The sequence below is a fragment of the Pseudomonas fluorescens genome, from assembly GCF_000967965.1.
GTDB classification, from domain to species: Bacteria; Pseudomonadota; Gammaproteobacteria; order Pseudomonadales; family Pseudomonadaceae; genus Aquipseudomonas; species Aquipseudomonas grandcourensis.
The window spans coordinates 24,110-40,953 of record NZ_LACC01000029.1 but is presented as its reverse complement, the minus strand read 5'-3'; the positions used below and the strand labels follow the sequence as shown (position 1 = coordinate 40,953).

The following is a 16,844-nucleotide window of genomic DNA, read 5'->3' as shown; positions in this document are numbered from 1 at the left end:
GGCACAAAAAAAGGGCGCATTCGATGCGCCCTTTTTTCGTTGCAGCAGTTCGATCAGAACGCCGGCACCACCGCGCCTTTGTACTTCTCGAGAATGAAGGCCTTCACTTCCGGGCTGTGCAGGGCAGCGACCAGTTTCTTCATCGCTTCGCTGTCCTTGTCGTCCGGGCGAGCCACCAGAATGTTCACGTAAGGCGAGTCGCTGCCTTCGATGAACAGCGCGTCCTTGGCCGGATCAAGCTTGGCTTCCAGCGCGTAGTTGGTGTTGATCAGCGCCAGGTCGACCTGGGTCAGCACGCGCGGGATGGTCGCGGCTTCCAGTTCGCGGATTTTCAGGTCCTTGGTGTTCTCGGTGATGTCCTTGACGGTCGACAGGATGTTGTTCGAATCCTTCAACTTGATCAGGCCGGCCTTGGCCATCAGCAGCAGCGCACGGCCGCCGTTGGTGGCGTCGTTCGGGATCACCACGTTGGCACCGCCAGGCAGTTCGGCAATGGTCTTGTACTTGCTGGAGTAAGCGCCCAGGGGCTCCAGGTGCACGCCGGTTACGGAAACCAGGTGGGTGCCCTTGGCCTTGTTGAACTCATCCAGGTACGGCTGGTGCTGGAAGAAGTTGGCATCCAGGCGTTTTTCCGCGACCTGCACGTTCGGCTGGATGTAGTCGGTGAATACCTTGACCTTCAGGTCCACGCCTTCTTTGGCCAGGGTCGGCTTCACGAATTCGAGGATCTCGGCGTGTGGCACTGGAGTGGCCGCAACGGTCAGGGTTTCAGCGTGAGCAGAGAACGCGGCAACGGCCGCGAAGGCCACGAGTAGTTTTTTCATTCAGCTAACTCCTTGTGCGGCGCCGGTTACCGGCGCCTGCCAGCGAATGGCCGGCTCATGTCTTTATTTACGGGAGAAATGCACAACCAATTTGTCGCCAACGGTTTGCAGTACCTGGACCAGTACCAGCAGCAACACCACGGTCACCACCATCACATCGGTCTGGAAACGCTGGTAGCCGAAGCGGATCGCCAGGTCACCCAGACCACCGGCACCCACGACACCGGCCATCGCCGTGTAGGACACCAGTGTAATGGCTGTCACCGTAATCGCCGCGAAGATGCCCGGGCGAGCCTCCGGCAGCAAGGCATTGGTGATGATCTGTCGCGTGGTCGCGCCCATGGCCTGGGTCGCTTCGATGATGCCGCGATCCACTTCACGCAGGGCGGTTTCCACCAGGCGGGCGAAGAACGGCGTGGCACCCACCACTAGCGGCGGGATCGCACCGGCGACACCCAGGGACGTACCGGTGATCAACACGGTGAACGGAATCATCACGATCAACAGGATGATGAACGGCAGCGAACGCAGGATGTTCACCATCAGCGACAACATCGCGTAGACGCCTTTGGCTTCCAGCAACTGGCGCGGGCTGCACAGGAACAGCAGCACGCCCAGCGGCAAGCCGAGCAGCACGGTGAACAACAGCGAACCGCCGAGCATCAGCAGGGTGTCGCCGGTGGCCAGCCAGATTTCGAACCAGTCGATATTGGCGAAGAAACTTGTCAGGGCTTCCATTAGCGCAGCACCTCCATGTGGACGTCGGCTGCGGTGAAGCGGGCAAAGGCCGCTTCCATGTCACCGCCGGTCACGGCCAGGGTCAGTTGCCCGTAAGGGATGTCTTTGATGCGGTCGATACGACCGGCCAGGATGCTGTAGTCCACGCCGGTTTCCCGGGCGACAGTGCCCAGCAGAGGCGCGTAGGTCGCTTCGCCCTGGAAGGTCAGACGCAGGATGCGCCCCGGGACGTGAGCGAAGTCGTCACGCTGTTCGCTTTCGTCGATCTGCTCGTCTTCCTGCACGAAGCGCTTGGTGGTCGGGTGCTTCGGATGCAGGAACACTTCGGCCACCGAGCCTTGCTCGACGATCACGCCGGCGTCCATCACGGCTACCTGGTCGCAGACCCGGCGGATCACGTCCATCTCGTGGGTGATCAAGACGATGGTCAGTTTCAGCTCGCGGTTGATCTCGGCCAGCAATTGCAAGACCGATGCGGTGGTTTGCGGGTCGAGGGCGCTGGTGGCTTCATCGCACAGCAGGATTTTCGGCTTGGTCGCCAGCGCACGGGCAATGCCGACACGCTGCTTCTGTCCGCCAGACAATTGCGCCGGGTATTTCTTGGCGTGGTCGGACAAACCGACCCGCGCCAGCAACTCGGCCACGCGAGAATCGATCTCGCTGCGCGACAGTTCGCCGGCCAGGGTCAGCGGCAGCGCCACGTTGTCAGCGACAGTCTTGGAGGCCAGCAGGTTGAAGTGCTGGAAAATCATCCCGACCTGCTGACGGAAGCGGCGCAGGCCGTTGGCGTCGAGAGCGGTGACTTCTTCACCGTCGACAATGATCTTGCCGCCGCTGGAATTTTCCAGGCGATTGATCAGACGCAGCAGGGTACTTTTTCCTGCGCCGGAATGACCGATCAAGCCGTAAACCTGCCCGTTCTCAATCGTCAGACTGGTCGGATGCAGGGCGGGGATTTCCTTACCGGCGACGCGGTAGGTTTTATGGACGTTTTGAAACTCGATCACGTAGCGAACCTTGTGGGGCGCGTTAGAAAAGGATCAGCGGTTAGCCGGGCGCGCATTTTAGCCTGTCCGTATAGAGGTTCTTAGCATTTATTTCGCATTTGTCCTGTCATTTGGCAATAACGCGATCAAAGGTCAGGAAAAAGGAACGGCTGAAGAAGCTCGCCCAAAGCCGAAGGCAATTTCGACCTGGTGGGCAGCATCGGTTTTGGGACAGGGAGGCGAAGGCCAAGGTGATTCCGGCCTGAGAGTTTTTTTGCCAGATAGGACGCCTTCGCGGGCAAGCCCGCGAAGCTTTTCAGGGTTTCCGAGGGCTAAGAACCATCTGCGCCGGAACACTGCGCAAAATCTGCCGCTCCAGCTTCAGATCAAACTCGGGATCGAGCTTCTTCACTCGTTTGGTCAGCAAGTTAGCCAGCCAAGGGTAATCGTTGGTACGCGGAGCCTGAATGCTCACGTCGCACTGAAAGTTCACCACATCGGCGGCGATGGCATCCAGTTGGCGACGCAGTTTGCCCATATCGTTGATATTCAGCACGACCGTGGTGCTTTCAGCCGTCAGGTCGATAACCTTGGCTTTTGGCCTGGCTTCGGCAGCCTTGAGGGCGGCTTCGGCTTTTTCCAGCTCGGCCTTGCGTGCCTGGGCAATCGAGCCGTTGACTCCGCCGGTCAGTGCCGGAGCCTTGGGCATCAGCGCGCGGGCACGGCTCAAGGCGGTCGCGGCGGCATCCACATCACCCTTTTGCAGCACGATCTGGCTGCGACGCAGATAGGCTTCGGCCAACTGCCGCTGATATTGCTCAAGGGACGCATCGTTGGGCGATTCGGCCTGCAAGGCTGCCAATTGGTCCTCGGCGGTGGCCAGTTCATCGCTGGCGATGTTTTGTTCCAGCTGCACGATGGCCGTGGCCCGTGCATCGGCGGCCTTGGTGGCTTCCGATGGCGTGCTTTGGCAGGCGCCCAGCAGCAAAGAAAATGCGACAAGGAGCAGATAACGGGAGGCGAACGACTTCATTCCTGCGACTCTCTATTTGCGCAAAAAACGAGCAAGTCTACACCCCTCGACGGGGCAGAACAAAACTCAGCAGAAATAGCGCGGCGGCCGTCACCACAATCGACGGGCCGGCCGGGGTGTCCTTGAACCATGACAGCGCCAGCCCGCCACACACGGCGAGTATGCCCAGCAGGCTCGCGCCCAGTGCCATCTGTTCTGGCGAGCGGGCGTGACGTTGTGCCGCAGCCGCCGGGATGATCAGCAACGAAGTGATCAGCAATACCCCGACAATTTTCATCGCCACGGCAATCACTACGGCGATCAACAGCATCAGGGCCAGGCGCAATCCCGCCACCGGCAGGCCTTCGACCCTGGCCAGTTCTTCATGCACCGTGATCGCCAGCAGTGGGCGCCACAACGCAACCAGCAAGAGCAGTACCGCAGCGCTACCGCCGAGGATCCAGGCCAGATCGGTCGGGCTGATCGCCAGCAGGTCGCCGAACAGATAAGCCATAAGGTCGATCCGCACTTCGTGCATGAAGCTTAGTACCACCAGGCCCAGAGAGAGCGTGCTGGGTGCGAGAATTCCCAAAAGCGTGTCGGATGCCAGTGGCTGGCGTTGTTGCAAGGTCACCAGCATCACCGCCAACAGCAAGCAGCCAACGGTGACGGCAACGGTCGGGCTGACATCCAGCAGGAAGCCCAGGGCCACGCCGAGCAATGCCGCGTGGGACAGGGTGTCGCCGAAATAGGCCATGCGCCGCCAGACCACGAAAGACCCCAGCGGGCCTGCGACGACGGCCAGGGCCAGGCCTGCAAGCAGGGCGTAGAGCAGAAAATCAGCCATGCTTGCAGCTATCTCCGTGAACATGGGGTTGACCCGACGCGGGCGCCTTGACCACCGAACCATGCAAGTCGTGGGCGTGGTCGTGATGGTGGTGATAAATCGCCAGGCTTTGTGCGTTTTTTCCGAACAGCTCGACGAATGCCGGATCGCCGCTGACCTGCTCGGGATGGCCGGAACAGCAGACGTGACGATTGAGGCAAACCACCTGATCGGTGGTGCTCATCACCAGGTGCAAATCGTGGGAGACCATCAGCACGCCGCAACCGTGACGGTCACGCAGGCGGGTGATCAGGCTGTACAGCTCAGCCTGGCCGGCCACGTCGACACCCTGTACCGGTTCGTCGAGTACCAGCAGTTCCGGTTCGCGCAACAAGGCTCGGGCCAGCAACACACGTTGCATTTCGCCACCGGAAACGCTTTGCACCGGGCTGTCGATCACCTGTTCGGCACCGACTTCCTTGAGTGCCGCCAAGGCCATCGCACGGTCCACGCCCGGCACCAGGCGCAAGAAACGCAGGACCGACAGCGGGAGGGTTGGATCGACATGAAGTTTTTGCGGCATGTAACCGACCCGCAGTTTCGGCTTGCGCCAGACGCTGCCGCGGTCTGGTTTCAACAGGCCGAGCACGGCACGCACCAGGGTGGTTTTGCCGGCGCCGTTGGGGCCGATCAGGGTAACGATCTGCCCCGGCTCGACGCTCAGCTCGATGTTGTCCAGCACCGATTGCCCGGCGAACGTGACGGCAACCTGCTCAAGACGGATCAGCGCGTTGCTCATCAAGCCCCCTGACAACCCGAGCAGAGACCGACCACTTCGACAGTCTGGCCTTCGACCACAAACCCGACATCCCTGGCGCTGGCGATGATCGCGTCGCTGATGGATCTTTGCTCAAGTTCGATCGCGGCGTGGCACATACGGCAGATCAGGAACTGACCCTGGTGAGCATGTTCCGGGTGATTGCAGCCGATGAAGGCGTTGAGCGAAGAAATCCGATGGACCAGGCCGTTTTCCAGCAGGAAATCCAGCGCGCGGTACACTGTCGGCGGCGCGGCACGGCGACCGTCCTGCTCGCTGAGGACCGCGAGAATGTCGTAGGCACCCAAGGGCTTGTGGCTTTGCCACACCAGTTCCAGTACTCGCCGACGCAACGCGGTCAGGCGCAGGCCTTGACGTGCGCACAGGACATCGGCCTCGGACAAAGCGCTGTGAACGCAATGTGAGTGGTCGTGGGGACGGCTGGCGATCGGTGTTTTTAGCATGAGCGGCGACGAGTTTTGTGAGAGACGTTATTATGTTACCCGTTCTCGCCTCTTCGAGTGGTCATCGTGTCCCGACTTTTTTCTGTTTTTGTCGCATTTATCGCAAGTTTTCTGCTGATCGGTTCAGCGCAGGCCGAGGTCAAGGTCCTTACCAGCATCAAGCCTCTGCAGTTGATCGCCGCGGCGGTGCAGGACGGCGTGGCGATCCCCGAGGTTTTGCTGCCGCCGGGGGCCTCACCGCATAACTATGCGTTGCGCCCTTCCGACGTACGCAAGGTGCAATCGGTGGACCTTCTGTACTGGATCGGCCCGGACATGGAAGGCTTCCTGCCACGGGTGCTCAATGGTCGTACGTTGCCCAACGTCGCCGTGCAGGATTTGCCGGGCATGAAACTGCGCCGCTTTGCCGAAGATAGCCACTCCCACGCCGAAGAAGCCGACGAACATGACCACGATCACCGTCCGGGCAGCCTCGATGCGCACCTGTGGCTGTCGCCGGTCAACGCCCGGGTCATCGCCACGAAAATGGCCGCTGACCTGAGTGCCGCCGATCCTGACAATGCCGCGCGCTATCAGAGCAATCTGAAAGCCTTTGACGAGCGTCTCGATGCGTTGGATGCGCGCCTGAAGAAACGCCTGGCCGATGTTCAGGGCAAGCCCTACTTCGTGTTCCACGAAGCCTTCGACTACTTCGAAGACGCCTACGGCCTCAAGCACGTGGGTGTGTTCAGCGTCGCGGCCGAAGTGCAGCCCGGTGCCCAGCATGTCGCGGCAATGCGCGCGCGGTTGCAGGAAGTCGGCAAGACTTGCGTGTTCAGCGAACCGCCGCTACGGCCGCGCCTGGCGGAAACCCTGGTGGCGGGCTTGCCGGTGAAGCTGGCTGAACTGGATGCGCTGGGCGGGTACACGCCGGCGACTGCTCAGGGCTATGAGCAGGTGTTGGAGAAGCTGGGGAATGATCTGGCGGGGTGCCTGGAGTCGTTGTAACCGACACCAGACCCTGTGGGAGCGAGCAAGCTCGCTCCCACAGGTCAAAGCCTTTAAAGGGCGAAAGGCAATGGCGTATTGACCGTCTGCCGCTGCGCCAGGCGCAACTGGAACTCCATCGGATCGTGAATCAGCACATCCTGCCCGGCGAACGACTCCGCCGCGATCAGGCGTGACAACCAGAACCGTACGCAAGCCACCCGCAGCATGGTCGACCACAACTCGGCTTCGGCCGCGGTGAACGGTCGCAAGGCCGCGTAAGCGCCCAGCAAGGCCCGCGCTCGCGGTCCATCGATCACGCCATCGTCGTTCGAGCACCAGTCGTTCAAGGCAATCGCCACGTCGTAGAGCATCGGCCCGGAGCAGGCGTTGTAGAAGTCGATCAGCCCGGTCAGGTGCGTGCCTTCGAACATCGCGTTGTCGCGGAACAGGTCGGCGTGAATGTTCGCCCGTGGCAGTGCCAGGATTTTTCCTTTCTGCCGGGTGATTTCTTCCAGCGCCCGCTGCAGCAGGTCTTTCTGTTCGGCACCGAGGTGCGACAAAAACTGCGTGCCCTCTTCCAGCATCCAGTCCAGGCCACGATCGGTTTTGCGCTTGATCATGTTGGCCTGGGTCGCCAGGTGCAGATGGCCGAGCAACTCACCGACCTGCGCACAATGTTGCGCGTTGGCTTGCTTGATGTGCTTGCCGGCCAGACGCGGTTGCAGCAGCGCAGGTTTACCCGCCAGTTCGCGCAGGGCCACGCCGTCGGTGGTGCGCAAGGCGTAAGGCACCGGCAAGTTCGCGCCGTGCAGCACGTCGAGCAGTTCGATGAAGAACGGCATTTCCTGAACCGGGCCGCGCTCGATCAGGGTCAGGACAAATTCGCCCTGCTCCAGGCTGATAAAGAAATTGGTGTTTTCGCTACCGGCGGCAATCCCCTGGAAATCAAGCAGGCGGCCGAGGCCATAAGGGGCGAGAAAAGCTTCCAGCTCGGGCCGAGCCAGGGGGGTGAACACAGACATGTTTAAACTGCCAGTACGGGCGCCGCTGTTGAGCCAGCGCCGATTAAAGTTAAGGACGACTTACCACTTAAAAATTTCCCACGCCGGAATCAGCATATCCGGGTAATCCGAGCGAATGAAGTTACCGTCCGACCCATCGGCGCGCACGAGAAAATACGGCTTGCCGCCTTTGGGCGTGACTTTGATCGCATACAGGAAGCCGTTTTGGCGGTATTCCTGAATGAGCTTGTCCCCTTCCGTGCGGATCGTGACATCCGGGTCTGCCGAAGGGGCGTCATCCGCCGCCATGACGGCCAAAGGTGTGATAGCAAACAAGCCAGCCAGCAACAGGCGATTTAGTGTGCGCATGATAACCTTGTCCCTTTGTCGTCAACGGTCCCGCTATTCTAGCGCCGGACCCGCCGAAAAGGTTGATCCTGCTCATGAGCCAAGCCCCCCTCGTCCTGGTGGACGGTTCTTCTTACCTGTACCGCGCCTTTCACGCGCTGCCGCCGCTGACCACGTCCAAAGGCCTGCCGACCGGCGCGGTCAAGGGCGTCTTGAACATGCTCAAGAGCCTGCGCAAGCAATATCCGGATAGTCCGTTCGCCGTGGTGTTCGACGCCAAGGGTGGGACTTTTCGCGATGACATGTACGCCGAATACAAGGCCAACCGTCCGAGCATGCCCGACGACATGCGCGTGCAGATCGAGCCGCTGCACCAGAGCGTGATCGCCCTGGGCTTTCCGCTGCTGTGCGTCGAGGGCGTCGAGGCCGATGACGTGATCGGCACCCTGGCCCGCAGCAGCGCGGCTGCGGATCGTCCGGTGATTATTTCCACCGGTGACAAGGACATGGCGCAACTGGTCGACGGTCACATTACCTTGGTCAACACCATGACCGGTAGCAGCATGGACGTGGAGGGCGTGAAGGAGAAATTCGGCGTCGCTCCGGAGCAGATCATCGATTATCTGGCGCTCATGGGCGATTCTTCCGACAACATTCCGGGTGTTCCAGGCATCGGCCCGAAGACGGCTTCCGGCCTGCTGGTCGGTGTGAACGGCGGTCTGACCGAACTCTATGCGCAGCTCGACATCGTGCCGACCCTGCCGATTCGCGGCGCCAAGACCCTGCCGGCCAAGCTCGAAGAGCACAAGGAAATGGCCTTCCTCTCCTATCAACTGGCGACCATCAAGGTCGATGTACCGCTGGACGTTGGGCTCGACGACTTGCAAATGGGCGCGGAAGATCCGGCCAAACTCTACGAGCTGTACACCCTGCTGGAGTTCAAGAGCTGGCTGAACGACCTTGATCGCGACGCCAAACGCCTGGAACTGAGCGCTGCCGCCGAGCCTGCACCGGCCGCCGATCTGTTCAGCGAACCAGAGGCCGAAGCACCGGCCGCCGCTGCTGAAGCCGCCTATGAAACCATCCTCGATCAGGCGCGGTTCGATGCCTGGCTGGAAAAACTGAACAACGCCAAGCTGTTTGCCTTCGACACCGAAACAACCGGCATCGATGCGCAGCAGGCGCAACTGGTGGGCCTGTCGTTCGCCGTTCAGGCTAACGAAGCGGCCTACATCCCGTTGACCCATTCCTACATTGGTGTGCCGCAGCAGCTGGATCGTGACACGGTCCTGCGCGCGCTCAAGCCGATTCTGGAAGACCCGGCCAAGCTCAAGGTCGGCCAGCACGCCAAGTTCGACATGAACATCCTGGCCAATTGCGCCATCGGCGGCGATCAGGACAACGGCATTACCGTGCGTGGCATCGCCTTCGACACCATGCTTGAGTCCTACGTACTGAACTCCACGGCCACCCGCCATGACATGGACAGCCTGGCGCAGAAGTATCTGGACCACACCACGGTGAGTTTCCAGGACATCGCCGGCAAAGGCGTGAAGCAGCTGACGTTCGATCAGATCGCCTTGGAGCAGGCCGGGCCTTACGCCGCCGAAGATGCGGATATCACCCTGCGCCTGCACCAGACCCTGTTCGAAAAGCTCTCGGCCATTCCAAGCCTGGCCAGCGTGCTGACCGACATCGAGATCCCGTTGGTACCGGTATTGGCGCGTATCGAACGCCAGGGCGCATTCGTCGACGCCGCCTTGCTGGGCGTGCAAAGTATTGAACTGGGCGACAAGATGGTGGCGCTGGAGCGTGAAGCCTTCGAGATTGCCGGTGAGGAATTCAACCTCGGTTCGCCCAAGCAACTTGGCGTGATCCTTTACGAGAAGCTCGGCCTGCCGGTGTTGAAGAAAACCGCCAAGGGCCAGCCATCCACTGCCGAAGAAGTGCTGGCCAAACTGGCAGAAGACGACTATCGATTGCCGAAAGTGCTCATGGAATACCGCTCCATGAGCAAGCTGAAAAGCACTTACACCGATCGTCTTCCGGAGCAGATCAACCCGCGTACCGGGCGGATCCATACCTCGTATCACCAGGCGGTGGCGTCCACCGGGCGGCTGTCCTCCAGCGATCCGAACCTGCAGAACATCCCGGTGCGTACCGCCGAAGGGCGTCGCATCCGCCAGGCGTTCGTGGCCCCGACCGGCTACAAGCTGCTGGCGGCGGACTATTCGCAGATCGAACTGCGGATCATGGCGCACCTGTCCCGGGATGAAGGACTGATGAACGCCTTCCGCCACAATCTGGACGTACACACCGCGACCGCCGCCGAAGTGTTCAAGGTCGAACTGGCCGACGTGACCTCCAACCAGCGCCGCAGCGCCAAGGCGATCAACTTCGGCCTGATCTACGGCATGGGTGCGCAGAAGCTCGGCAAGGACATCGGCGTCGACACCAAGACCGCCAAGGCCTACATCGATACCTACTTCGCCCGGTATCCCGGCGTTCGCCAGTACATGGACCGCACGCGTGCCCAGGCCGCCGAGCAAGGTTATGTCGAGACGTTCTTCGGCCGTCGCCTGTACCTGCCGGACATCAACTCCAACAAGCCGCAAGAGCGCGCCGCCGCCGAACGCACGGCGATCAACGCACCGATGCAAGGCACTGCCGCGGACATCATCAAGAAAGCCATGGTCGCGGTGGATAACTGGCTGGCCGCGTCGGGCCTCGACGCCAAAGTCATTTTGCAGGTGCACGATGAACTGGTGCTCGAGGTACGTGAAGACCTGGTCGACCTGGTTCGCGATGAAATTCGCGTGCACATGAGCGAGGCGGCGAAACTGGATGTGCCGTTACTGGTCGAAGTGGGTGTTGGAAACAACTGGGATGAGGCTCACTGAGCCTTCTTGTAGGAGCGAGCTTGCTCGCGATGGAGTGTCAGACACATCGATTGCGACTGAAATTCCATCGCGAGCAGGCTCGCTCCTACAGAAAATTGTCGTGTTCTGCTGCGGCAGAGTGCCGCGGCAGAAGGGCGCAAAAAACAGCTTAGTCCGGAGGGCGATCAGGGTTATTTCAAAGCTATTTGAAAAAAATCTGAACTAATCTTGCACACCACCACTCAGAGTTACTGAATGGCTGGTGAAGCCCTTCGATGCTCCTATGTTGTGTTAAGTGTTGGCAGATATCTGGACCCCGCCCTAGCGGTCTAGAGCTTGAACCCCGGAACTTCTCCCTCCCCATATGAAGCCCGGGGTTTTTTTTGCCCAAAGAAAACTGCCTGCGTGCGCCGCAGGCAGTTCTCGGCACTTACTGAGCTTCTGCTTCGGCACCCTTGTCCGCCAGTTCCATCCAGCCAGCCAGTACGGTGTAGGCATCTTCCAGGCCCATGCGTTTTGGGGCCGAGAACAGCTGAATCGTCACGAGATCGCCCCAGCCCTTGCGGATTTCCGCTTGAACCTTGAGCAGCGTGTTCTTGGCTGCGCCATAGGTCAGCTTGTCTGCTTTGGTCAGCAGAATGTGCATCGGCATGCCGGCAGCAACGGCCCAGTCGAGCATCAGCAAGTCGAAATCGGTCATCGGATGGCGGATGTCCATCATCAGGATCAGACCTTTCAAACTCTCGCGACCACCCAGATATGCCTCCAGGTGACGTTGCCAGTGTTGCTTGAGCGGGATCGGTACTTTTGCATAACCGTAGCCCGGCAGGTCGACCAGACGGCGTTCATCGTCTAGCTTGAAGAAATTCAACAGTTGCGTGCGCCCCGGCGTTTTCGAGGTGCGCGCCAGGCTGGCGTGGGTCAGGGTGTTCAAGGCACTCGACTTGCCGGCGTTGGAACGCCCGGCGAAGGCGACTTCGAAGCCCTCGTCATCCGGACATTGGTCGACTTTGGCGGCGCTGAGCATGAAGGTGGACTGTTGGCACAGACCGAGGATGGGATTCTTGAGTTGCATGGGATTTCCGATGTGGGCGGCGCCAGGAATGGGTGCGGCAAGCAGTGTCGCTTCCGTTTCAGTGACGCCAGTATATAATGCCGCAGATTTTGTGTGCGCTTTGTCCCAGCGTAGGATGAAGTTCACGAGAGCGACAGACCTTGATTGCGCACTAGAACGCAGCTCGCTCTCAACCCTGAAAAGGTCGTTTTATGACGAAATGGCTGCTAGCTGCCGGTGTATTGATGCCGCTTTACAGCGCTCAGGCTACACAGGATCCGGAAGCTGTGTACAACCGTGTTTGTGGTGCCTGTCATTCCGGCCAACTCCCCATGGCGCCGAAAAAAGGCGATCAGGAAGCTTGGACGCCGAGGTTGGCGAAAGGTATGGAGACGCTGGTGCAACACGTGACCCAGGGTTTCAAGGCGATGCCGCCGCGTGGTTTGTGCATGGACTGCAGTGCCGAGGATTACCAAGCCATCATCCTTTGGATGAGCGAGTAAGCCCGGTCCATAACTCTTAACCCTTAGCCGTAGTTGGATTAGCTGATGAAGAAATTGATCGTGAGTCTGCTGTTGACCGTGGGCATCTCCGGCATGGCCCATGCTGCAGGTGAGGCAGTACAACCGGGTGATGCAAAAGCCGGCCAGGCCAAAGCCGCCGTCTGTGGCGCCTGCCACGGCCCGGATGGCAACAGCATGGCGCCAAACTTTCCAAAACTGGCAGGTCAGGGCGAACGCTACCTGACCAAGCAATTGCACGACATCAAGTCGGGCAAGCGCACCGTTCTGGAAATGACCGGCCTGCTGACCAACCTGAGCGATCAGGACCTGGCGGACATCGCCGCCTACTTCGCCAGCCAGAAAGGCAGCGTCGGTGCTGCCGATCCGAAGATCGTCGCTCGCGGTGAAGCCCTGTTCCGTGGTGGTGACCTGGCCAAGGGCCTGCCATCCTGCACCGGTTGCCACTCGCCAAATGGCGCAGGTAACGCGGCTGCCGGTTTCCCGCACCTGGGTGGCCAGCACGCTCAATACGTCGGCAAGCAACTGACCGATTTCCGCAGGGAAGAAGGCGGCCGTACCAACGACGGCGATACCAAACCCATGCAGACCATTGCCAAGAAGCTGAGCGACGAAGACATCGCCGCGGTGTCCAGCTACATTCAAGGCCTGCACTAAGGCTGGCGGATCGGGCGTTGAACGGGGTGCTTATCACCTGCAACGTTAACGCTCGATTAATCCGTTGCAACGAGTATAAAAAGGGTGGCTTTGGCCGCCCTTTTTTTTGGCCGCTGCCGTTACACTACAGAACTCAAGCCCGCCAGGACCTGTCTGATAACAGGTCGCGCGAGGCGAAAAAATTTGTCCAGGAGTGAAGCATGCGTAATCTGATCATCAGCGCCGTTTTTGCCGCTGCCAGCCTGTTCGGCATGACTGCCCAGGCCGCTGAGGCCCCCGCTGCACCTTATGTCGAACTGAGCAACCCGGTTCCGGTCGCCGTGCCTGGCAAGATCGAAGTGGTAGAGCTGTTCTGGTACGGCTGCCCGCATTGCTTCGCTTTCGAGCCAGTGATTAATCCGTGGGTCGAAAAGCTGCCTTCGGACGTGAACTTCGTGCGCATTCCAGCCATGTTCGGTGGCCCGTGGGACGCTCACGGTCAGATGTTCCTGACCCTTGAAGCCATGGGTGTCGAGCACAACGTTCACGCCGCGGTGTTCAATGCGATTCAGAAAGAACACAAGAAACTGACCGACAAGAACGACATGGCCGACTTCCTCGCTACCCAAGGCGTGGACAAGGACAAGTTCCTCGCGACTTTCGACTCTTTCGCTATCAAGGGTCAGATCGTCAAGGCTCGTGAACTGGCCAAGAAGTATGAAATCTCCGGCGTTCCAACCATGATCGTCAACGGTAAGTACCGCTTTGACGTGGGTTCTGCCGGCGGTGCCGAACAGGCCCTGCAACTGGCCGACAAACTGATCGACAAAGAGCGAGCGGCTAACAAGGCTGCCGCCAACTAAGGGCAGTCACTGCCATGCGCCGATGGGGTACTGAACGCATCGTTGGCCTGCATGATCCGCGGGTCAACGAACATCATCTGGAGTCCACGGGCCTGCCCGCAGACAGTCGTCTGCGCTTGCTCAGCTTCAATATCCAGGTCGGTATCAGTACCGAGCGCTACCGGCATTACCTGACCCGGGGCTGGCAGCACCTGCTGCCGCACACCGGGCGTGCCGACAACCTTCAAAAAATCGGCAACCTGCTGGGCGACTTCGATCTGGTCGCCTTGCAAGAGGCCGATGGCGGCAGCCTGCGGTCAGGCTACGTCAATCAGGTCGAACACCTGGCCCAACTCGGTGCCTTTCCCTACTGGTATCAACAACTCAATCGCAATCTCGGTCGCCTGGCCCAGCACAGCAATGGCGTGCTCAGCCGATTGCGCCCATGGGCAATTGAGGATCATCCGCTGCCGGGGCCAAAGGGTCGCGGAGCCATTCTGGTGCGGTTTGGCGAAGGTCCGGAAGCGCTGGTGGTGGTCATGATGCACCTGGCGTTGGGCGCCCGGGCCCGCAGCCTGCAACTGGCCTACATCCGTGAGTTGATTGGCGACTACAAGCACCAGGTGCTGATGGGCGACATGAACACCCATGCCAGTGACCTGCTGCTACATTCCCCGTTGCGCGATCTCGGCCTGCTCGCGCCGCAACTGGAAGCGACGTTTCCCAGCTGGCGCCCACAGCGCTGCCTGGACCATATCCTGCTGAGCCCGAGCCTGACCCTGGAAAAGGTCGAGGTGCTGGCACAGCCCATTTCCGATCACCTGCCGGTCGCGGTAGAGATTCGTTTGCCGGGTTCGCTCACGGCCGATGCATTGCCCGCGTTGAGTCCTGCCCCTCGCGGAACCCCTGAATGAGCGACGAAGCACAGCGCTGGAAAGAGAAATACCTCAAAAGCATCGAACAACAGGAAAAGCTCGAACGTCGCTGGGACGCGCGGCTCGACTTGCTGCGTCGCGGGCTGGTGCGCAGCACCCTGGCGGCGGAAGGTACTGACCGCGCCGTTGACCAATGCATGAAGGAAATGCGCGAGGTCGTGCGCACCGATGACATGGACGCTGGTCTGGCCGCGCTGATTCCACGCCTGGAAAAAGCCGTGCTCGACTCGGAGCAGCGTCGGGAAACCCGGGTCAACCAGACCAGTGCCGCCCTGACCGCGCTGGTCACGCAACTGCAAACATTGCCGCTGCCGCGGGATGTGAGCCGGCCACTCAAGAGTTTCGCCAAGCAACTGGATGCGCGGGTCAGTCAGGCACGTGAGATACCCTTGCTGCTCAGCGAGCTGAGTGGCTTGCAGGGCAAGGCCCTGAGCCAGCTGGAGACCCCGACGGAGTACGGCCGGCCGGGCTTGCTGCAGCGGTTGTTCGGCGGTCGTGAGGCGGAGGAGACGGTGGCATCAGCGGCTACATCTCCTGGCCTGGCCTCTGTAGCCGCGGCCCCTGCGGCAACTTTCGATAGACCCCCTGCTGAGCGAGTTGAAGGCGAGTCTGCGCCGACCAAGCCAACCGTGGCTGCGCCTGCTCCGGCAGTCGTGGCTTTTGCCCCTCCTCCTACGGAGCCTCAACCGGCCAGTGCCGCCGCGGCAGAAACCGGACCGGCCGAGCAACCGACCCCGGAAACCATCGCGACGCCTCCCGAGTCGGAAACAAACCCCGACGAGCTGACCGCGCAAACATCGCCGGATAGCTTGTCATTACCTCCGATGCCCATGGAGGACGTGGCCGCTGTCGATCAGGCGTCAGCTGAACACGACATCCTCTATGCACTCCCGGATTCCCCTGAGCCCTCCTATAGCTCGGTGGCCAGCCACATCGAAGACACGCTGCTGGGGCTGCTCGACGACCTGACATTGCCCGAGCGCCATCGCCCGCAAGCCGAATCCATGCGCGATCGTCTGAAAAACGGTCTGAACTGGTACGAGTTGCTGCCGATCCTCGACGATTTCGCCACCTTGATGCTGGCCATTACCGACAGCGGCCAGCACGAGTTCGAAGTCTATCTGCAACGGCTGAACGAGCGCCTCGAGTCCTTCCAGAGCAACTTGCAGGCCGCCACCGCCGGACACGCCGACAATCGTTCGGCCGCGCGGCAGATGGACACGCAGATCCGCGAACAGGTCGATGGCCTGCAAAGCAGCATGCAGGAAGCCGCGGACCTGGAAGATCTCAAGCACGTACTGGAAAACCATCTCGAAGGCTTGCTGGGCACCATGGACCAGCACCAGAAGCAGCGCGATGAACGCGAGCAGGAGGTCGCTGCGCGCCTGCACAGCCTGGCCGAACGGGTCGCCCATATGGAGCAGGAGGCCCAGGGTTACCGCGAGCACCTTGAAGAGCAACGGCAGAAGGCATTGGTCGACCCGTTGACCGGGCTGCCCAACCGCGCGGCCTGGAGCGAGCGGCTGGATCTCGAAGTCACACAATGGCAGCAACATGGCAACACGCTGTTGCTGGCCATGCTCGACCTCGATCATTTCAAGCGTATCAACGATAACTACGGGCACCTGGCCGGTGACAAAGTGCTGAAAATAATCGCCAGCGTGTTGCGCAAGCGGCTGCGCGGGACGGATTTCATTGCCCGGTTTGGCGGTGAGGAGTTTGTGCTGTTGATGCCATCCACGGTGCCGGCGGCAGGGTTGAAGTTCTTGGAAGGCTTGCGGGCCGCCATTGAGGCCTGTCCGTTCCACTTCAAGGGAGAGCCGGTGACCATCACAGTGTCTATCGGGATGACGGCCTTCAGGCCGGGTGAACATAGCGATCAGGTGCTTAAAAGAGCCGATCAGGCCCTGTATCGCGCAAAAAATGCCGGCCGCAACCGGGTGGAACCGAGCTGACGGTTATTTGTTCCATTTTGTTTAATTCGATGGGATT

Annotated in this window: 17 protein-coding genes; 7 read left to right on the top strand and 10 right to left on the bottom strand. The window is 60.5% G+C overall.

What is annotated here, in order from left to right:
• Positions 1-53: 53 nt before the first annotated feature.
• The 7 genes from VC35_RS22575 to zur form a co-directional block, all read right to left on the bottom strand.
• The gene (locus VC35_RS22575) at positions 54-824 is read right to left on the bottom strand and encodes a MetQ/NlpA family ABC transporter substrate-binding protein (protein WP_046042683.1); all 771 of its coding nucleotides are present in this window, start codon (positions 822-824) and stop codon (positions 54-56) included.
• Between the two features lie 63 nt (positions 825-887).
• On the bottom strand, positions 888-1,562 hold the full coding sequence (locus tag VC35_RS22570; RefSeq protein ID WP_046042682.1) for a methionine ABC transporter permease: 675 nt from the start codon (positions 1,560-1,562) through the stop codon (positions 888-890).
• Positions 1,562-2,569, bottom strand: coding sequence for a methionine ABC transporter ATP-binding protein (locus tag VC35_RS22565; RefSeq protein WP_046042681.1), 1,008 nt, complete (start codon positions 2,567-2,569; stop codon positions 1,562-1,564). Before VC35_RS22565 ends, VC35_RS22570 begins: the two co-directional genes overlap by 1 nt.
• A gap of 295 nt (positions 2,570-2,864) precedes the next feature.
• Positions 2,865-3,581 carry a PA5502 family lipoprotein gene (locus VC35_RS22560; protein ID WP_046042680.1) on the bottom strand — a complete coding sequence of 239 codons (717 nt, stop codon included), beginning with the start codon at positions 3,579-3,581 and terminating at the stop codon, positions 2,865-2,867.
• Positions 3,582-3,618: 37 nt separating this feature from the next.
• Positions 3,619-4,407, bottom strand: coding sequence for a zinc ABC transporter permease subunit ZnuB (gene znuB, locus VC35_RS22555; RefSeq protein WP_046042679.1), 789 nt, complete (start codon positions 4,405-4,407; stop codon positions 3,619-3,621).
• Positions 4,400-5,185 carry a zinc ABC transporter ATP-binding protein ZnuC gene (znuC, locus tag VC35_RS22550; protein WP_046042678.1) on the bottom strand — a complete coding sequence of 262 codons (786 nt, stop codon included), beginning with the start codon at positions 5,183-5,185 and terminating at the stop codon, positions 4,400-4,402. The genes znuB and znuC overlap by 8 nt, the downstream gene beginning before the upstream one ends.
• Positions 5,185-5,667, bottom strand: coding sequence for a zinc uptake transcriptional repressor Zur (gene zur / locus VC35_RS22545; protein ID WP_046042677.1), 483 nt, complete (start codon positions 5,665-5,667; stop codon positions 5,185-5,187). Before zur ends, znuC begins: the two co-directional genes overlap by 1 nt.
• 66 nt (positions 5,668-5,733) lie before the next feature.
• Between zur and znuA the strand changes: the two genes are divergently transcribed.
• On the top strand, positions 5,734-6,654 hold the full coding sequence (gene znuA, locus VC35_RS22540) for a zinc ABC transporter substrate-binding protein ZnuA (RefSeq protein ID WP_185754837.1): 921 nt from the start codon (positions 5,734-5,736) through the stop codon (positions 6,652-6,654).
• Positions 6,655-6,707: 53 nt separating this feature from the next.
• Here znuA and VC35_RS22535 read toward each other — a convergent pair whose 3' ends face one another.
• Together VC35_RS22535 and VC35_RS22530 are read right to left on the bottom strand one after the other, a co-directional pair.
• The gene (locus VC35_RS22535; RefSeq protein WP_046042674.1) at positions 6,708-7,658 is read right to left on the bottom strand and encodes a homoserine kinase; all 951 of its coding nucleotides are present in this window, start codon (positions 7,656-7,658) and stop codon (positions 6,708-6,710) included.
• Positions 7,659-7,718: 60 nt separating this feature from the next.
• Positions 7,719-8,006 carry a DUF2782 domain-containing protein gene (locus tag VC35_RS22530; RefSeq protein ID WP_046042673.1) on the bottom strand — a complete coding sequence of 96 codons (288 nt, stop codon included), beginning with the start codon at positions 8,004-8,006 and terminating at the stop codon, positions 7,719-7,721.
• 74 nt (positions 8,007-8,080) lie between these two features.
• Between VC35_RS22530 and polA the strand changes: the two genes are divergently transcribed.
• Complete coding sequence (polA, locus tag VC35_RS22525) at positions 8,081-10,885, top strand: DNA polymerase I (RefSeq protein ID WP_046042672.1); 2,805 nt, start codon at positions 8,081-8,083, stop codon at positions 10,883-10,885.
• Positions 10,886-11,294: 409 nt separating this feature from the next.
• Here polA and yihA read toward each other — a convergent pair whose 3' ends face one another.
• Positions 11,295-11,939, bottom strand: a complete 645-nt coding sequence (yihA, locus tag VC35_RS22520) for a ribosome biogenesis GTP-binding protein YihA/YsxC (protein ID WP_046042671.1) — start codon at positions 11,937-11,939, stop codon at positions 11,295-11,297.
• Positions 11,940-12,130: 191 nt separating this feature from the next.
• Between yihA and VC35_RS22515 the strand changes: the two genes are divergently transcribed.
• The 5 genes from VC35_RS22515 (at position 12,131) to VC35_RS22495 (ending at position 16,807) form a co-directional block, all read left to right on the top strand.
• Complete coding sequence (locus tag VC35_RS22515; protein WP_008002190.1) at positions 12,131-12,421, top strand: c-type cytochrome; 291 nt, start codon at positions 12,131-12,133, stop codon at positions 12,419-12,421.
• Between the two features lie 45 nt (positions 12,422-12,466).
• Positions 12,467-13,096 (top strand): c-type cytochrome, encoded by a 630-nt coding sequence (locus VC35_RS22510; RefSeq protein ID WP_046042670.1) that lies wholly within the window; start codon positions 12,467-12,469, stop codon positions 13,094-13,096.
• Between the two features lie 200 nt (positions 13,097-13,296).
• A complete protein-coding gene (locus tag VC35_RS22505; protein WP_046042669.1) occupies positions 13,297-13,938 on the top strand; it encodes a thiol:disulfide interchange protein DsbA/DsbL in 642 nt (213 codons plus the stop codon).
• Positions 13,939-13,952: 14 nt separating this feature from the next.
• A complete protein-coding gene (locus tag VC35_RS22500; protein WP_046042668.1) occupies positions 13,953-14,831 on the top strand; it encodes an endonuclease/exonuclease/phosphatase family protein in 879 nt (292 codons plus the stop codon).
• Entirely contained in the window at positions 14,828-16,807 is a 1,980-nt protein-coding gene (locus VC35_RS22495) for a GGDEF domain-containing protein (RefSeq protein ID WP_046042667.1), read from the top strand. The genes VC35_RS22500 and VC35_RS22495 overlap by 4 nt, the downstream gene beginning before the upstream one ends.
• Positions 16,808-16,844: the final 37 nt, after the last annotated feature.

Excerpts from the sequence above, each read along its gene's own strand:
- VC35_RS22560 (WP_046042680.1), bottom strand. The coding sequence starts at position 3,581 with ATGAAGTCGTTCGCCTCCCGTTATCTGCTCCTTGTCGCATTTTCTTTG.
- VC35_RS22575 (WP_046042683.1), bottom strand. The coding sequence starts at position 824 with ATGAAAAAACTACTCGTGGCCTTCGCGGCCGTTGCCGCGTTCTCTGCT.
- VC35_RS22500 (WP_046042668.1), top strand. The coding sequence starts at position 13,953 with ATGCGCCGATGGGGTACTGAACGCATCGTTGGCCTGCATGATCCGCGG.
- yihA (WP_046042671.1), bottom strand. The coding sequence starts at position 11,939 with ATGCAACTCAAGAATCCCATCCTCGGTCTGTGCCAACAGTCCACCTTC.
- VC35_RS22535 (WP_046042674.1), bottom strand. The coding sequence starts at position 7,658 with ATGTCTGTGTTCACCCCCCTGGCTCGGCCCGAGCTGGAAGCTTTTCTC.
- VC35_RS22530 (WP_046042673.1), bottom strand. The coding sequence starts at position 8,006 with ATGCGCACACTAAATCGCCTGTTGCTGGCTGGCTTGTTTGCTATCACA.
- polA (WP_046042672.1), top strand. The coding sequence starts at position 8,081 with ATGAGCCAAGCCCCCCTCGTCCTGGTGGACGGTTCTTCTTACCTGTAC.
- VC35_RS22510 (WP_046042670.1), top strand. The coding sequence starts at position 12,467 with ATGAAGAAATTGATCGTGAGTCTGCTGTTGACCGTGGGCATCTCCGGC.
- VC35_RS22505 (WP_046042669.1), top strand. The coding sequence starts at position 13,297 with ATGCGTAATCTGATCATCAGCGCCGTTTTTGCCGCTGCCAGCCTGTTC.
- znuC (WP_046042678.1), bottom strand. The coding sequence starts at position 5,185 with ATGAGCAACGCGCTGATCCGTCTTGAGCAGGTTGCCGTCACGTTCGCC.
- zur (WP_046042677.1), bottom strand. The coding sequence starts at position 5,667 with ATGCTAAAAACACCGATCGCCAGCCGTCCCCACGACCACTCACATTGC.
- VC35_RS22495 (WP_046042667.1), top strand. The coding sequence starts at position 14,828 with ATGAGCGACGAAGCACAGCGCTGGAAAGAGAAATACCTCAAAAGCATC.
- VC35_RS22570 (WP_046042682.1), bottom strand. The coding sequence starts at position 1,562 with ATGGAAGCCCTGACAAGTTTCTTCGCCAATATCGACTGGTTCGAAATC.
- VC35_RS22515 (WP_008002190.1), top strand. The coding sequence starts at position 12,131 with ATGACGAAATGGCTGCTAGCTGCCGGTGTATTGATGCCGCTTTACAGC.
- znuB (WP_046042679.1), bottom strand. The coding sequence starts at position 4,407 with ATGGCTGATTTTCTGCTCTACGCCCTGCTTGCAGGCCTGGCCCTGGCC.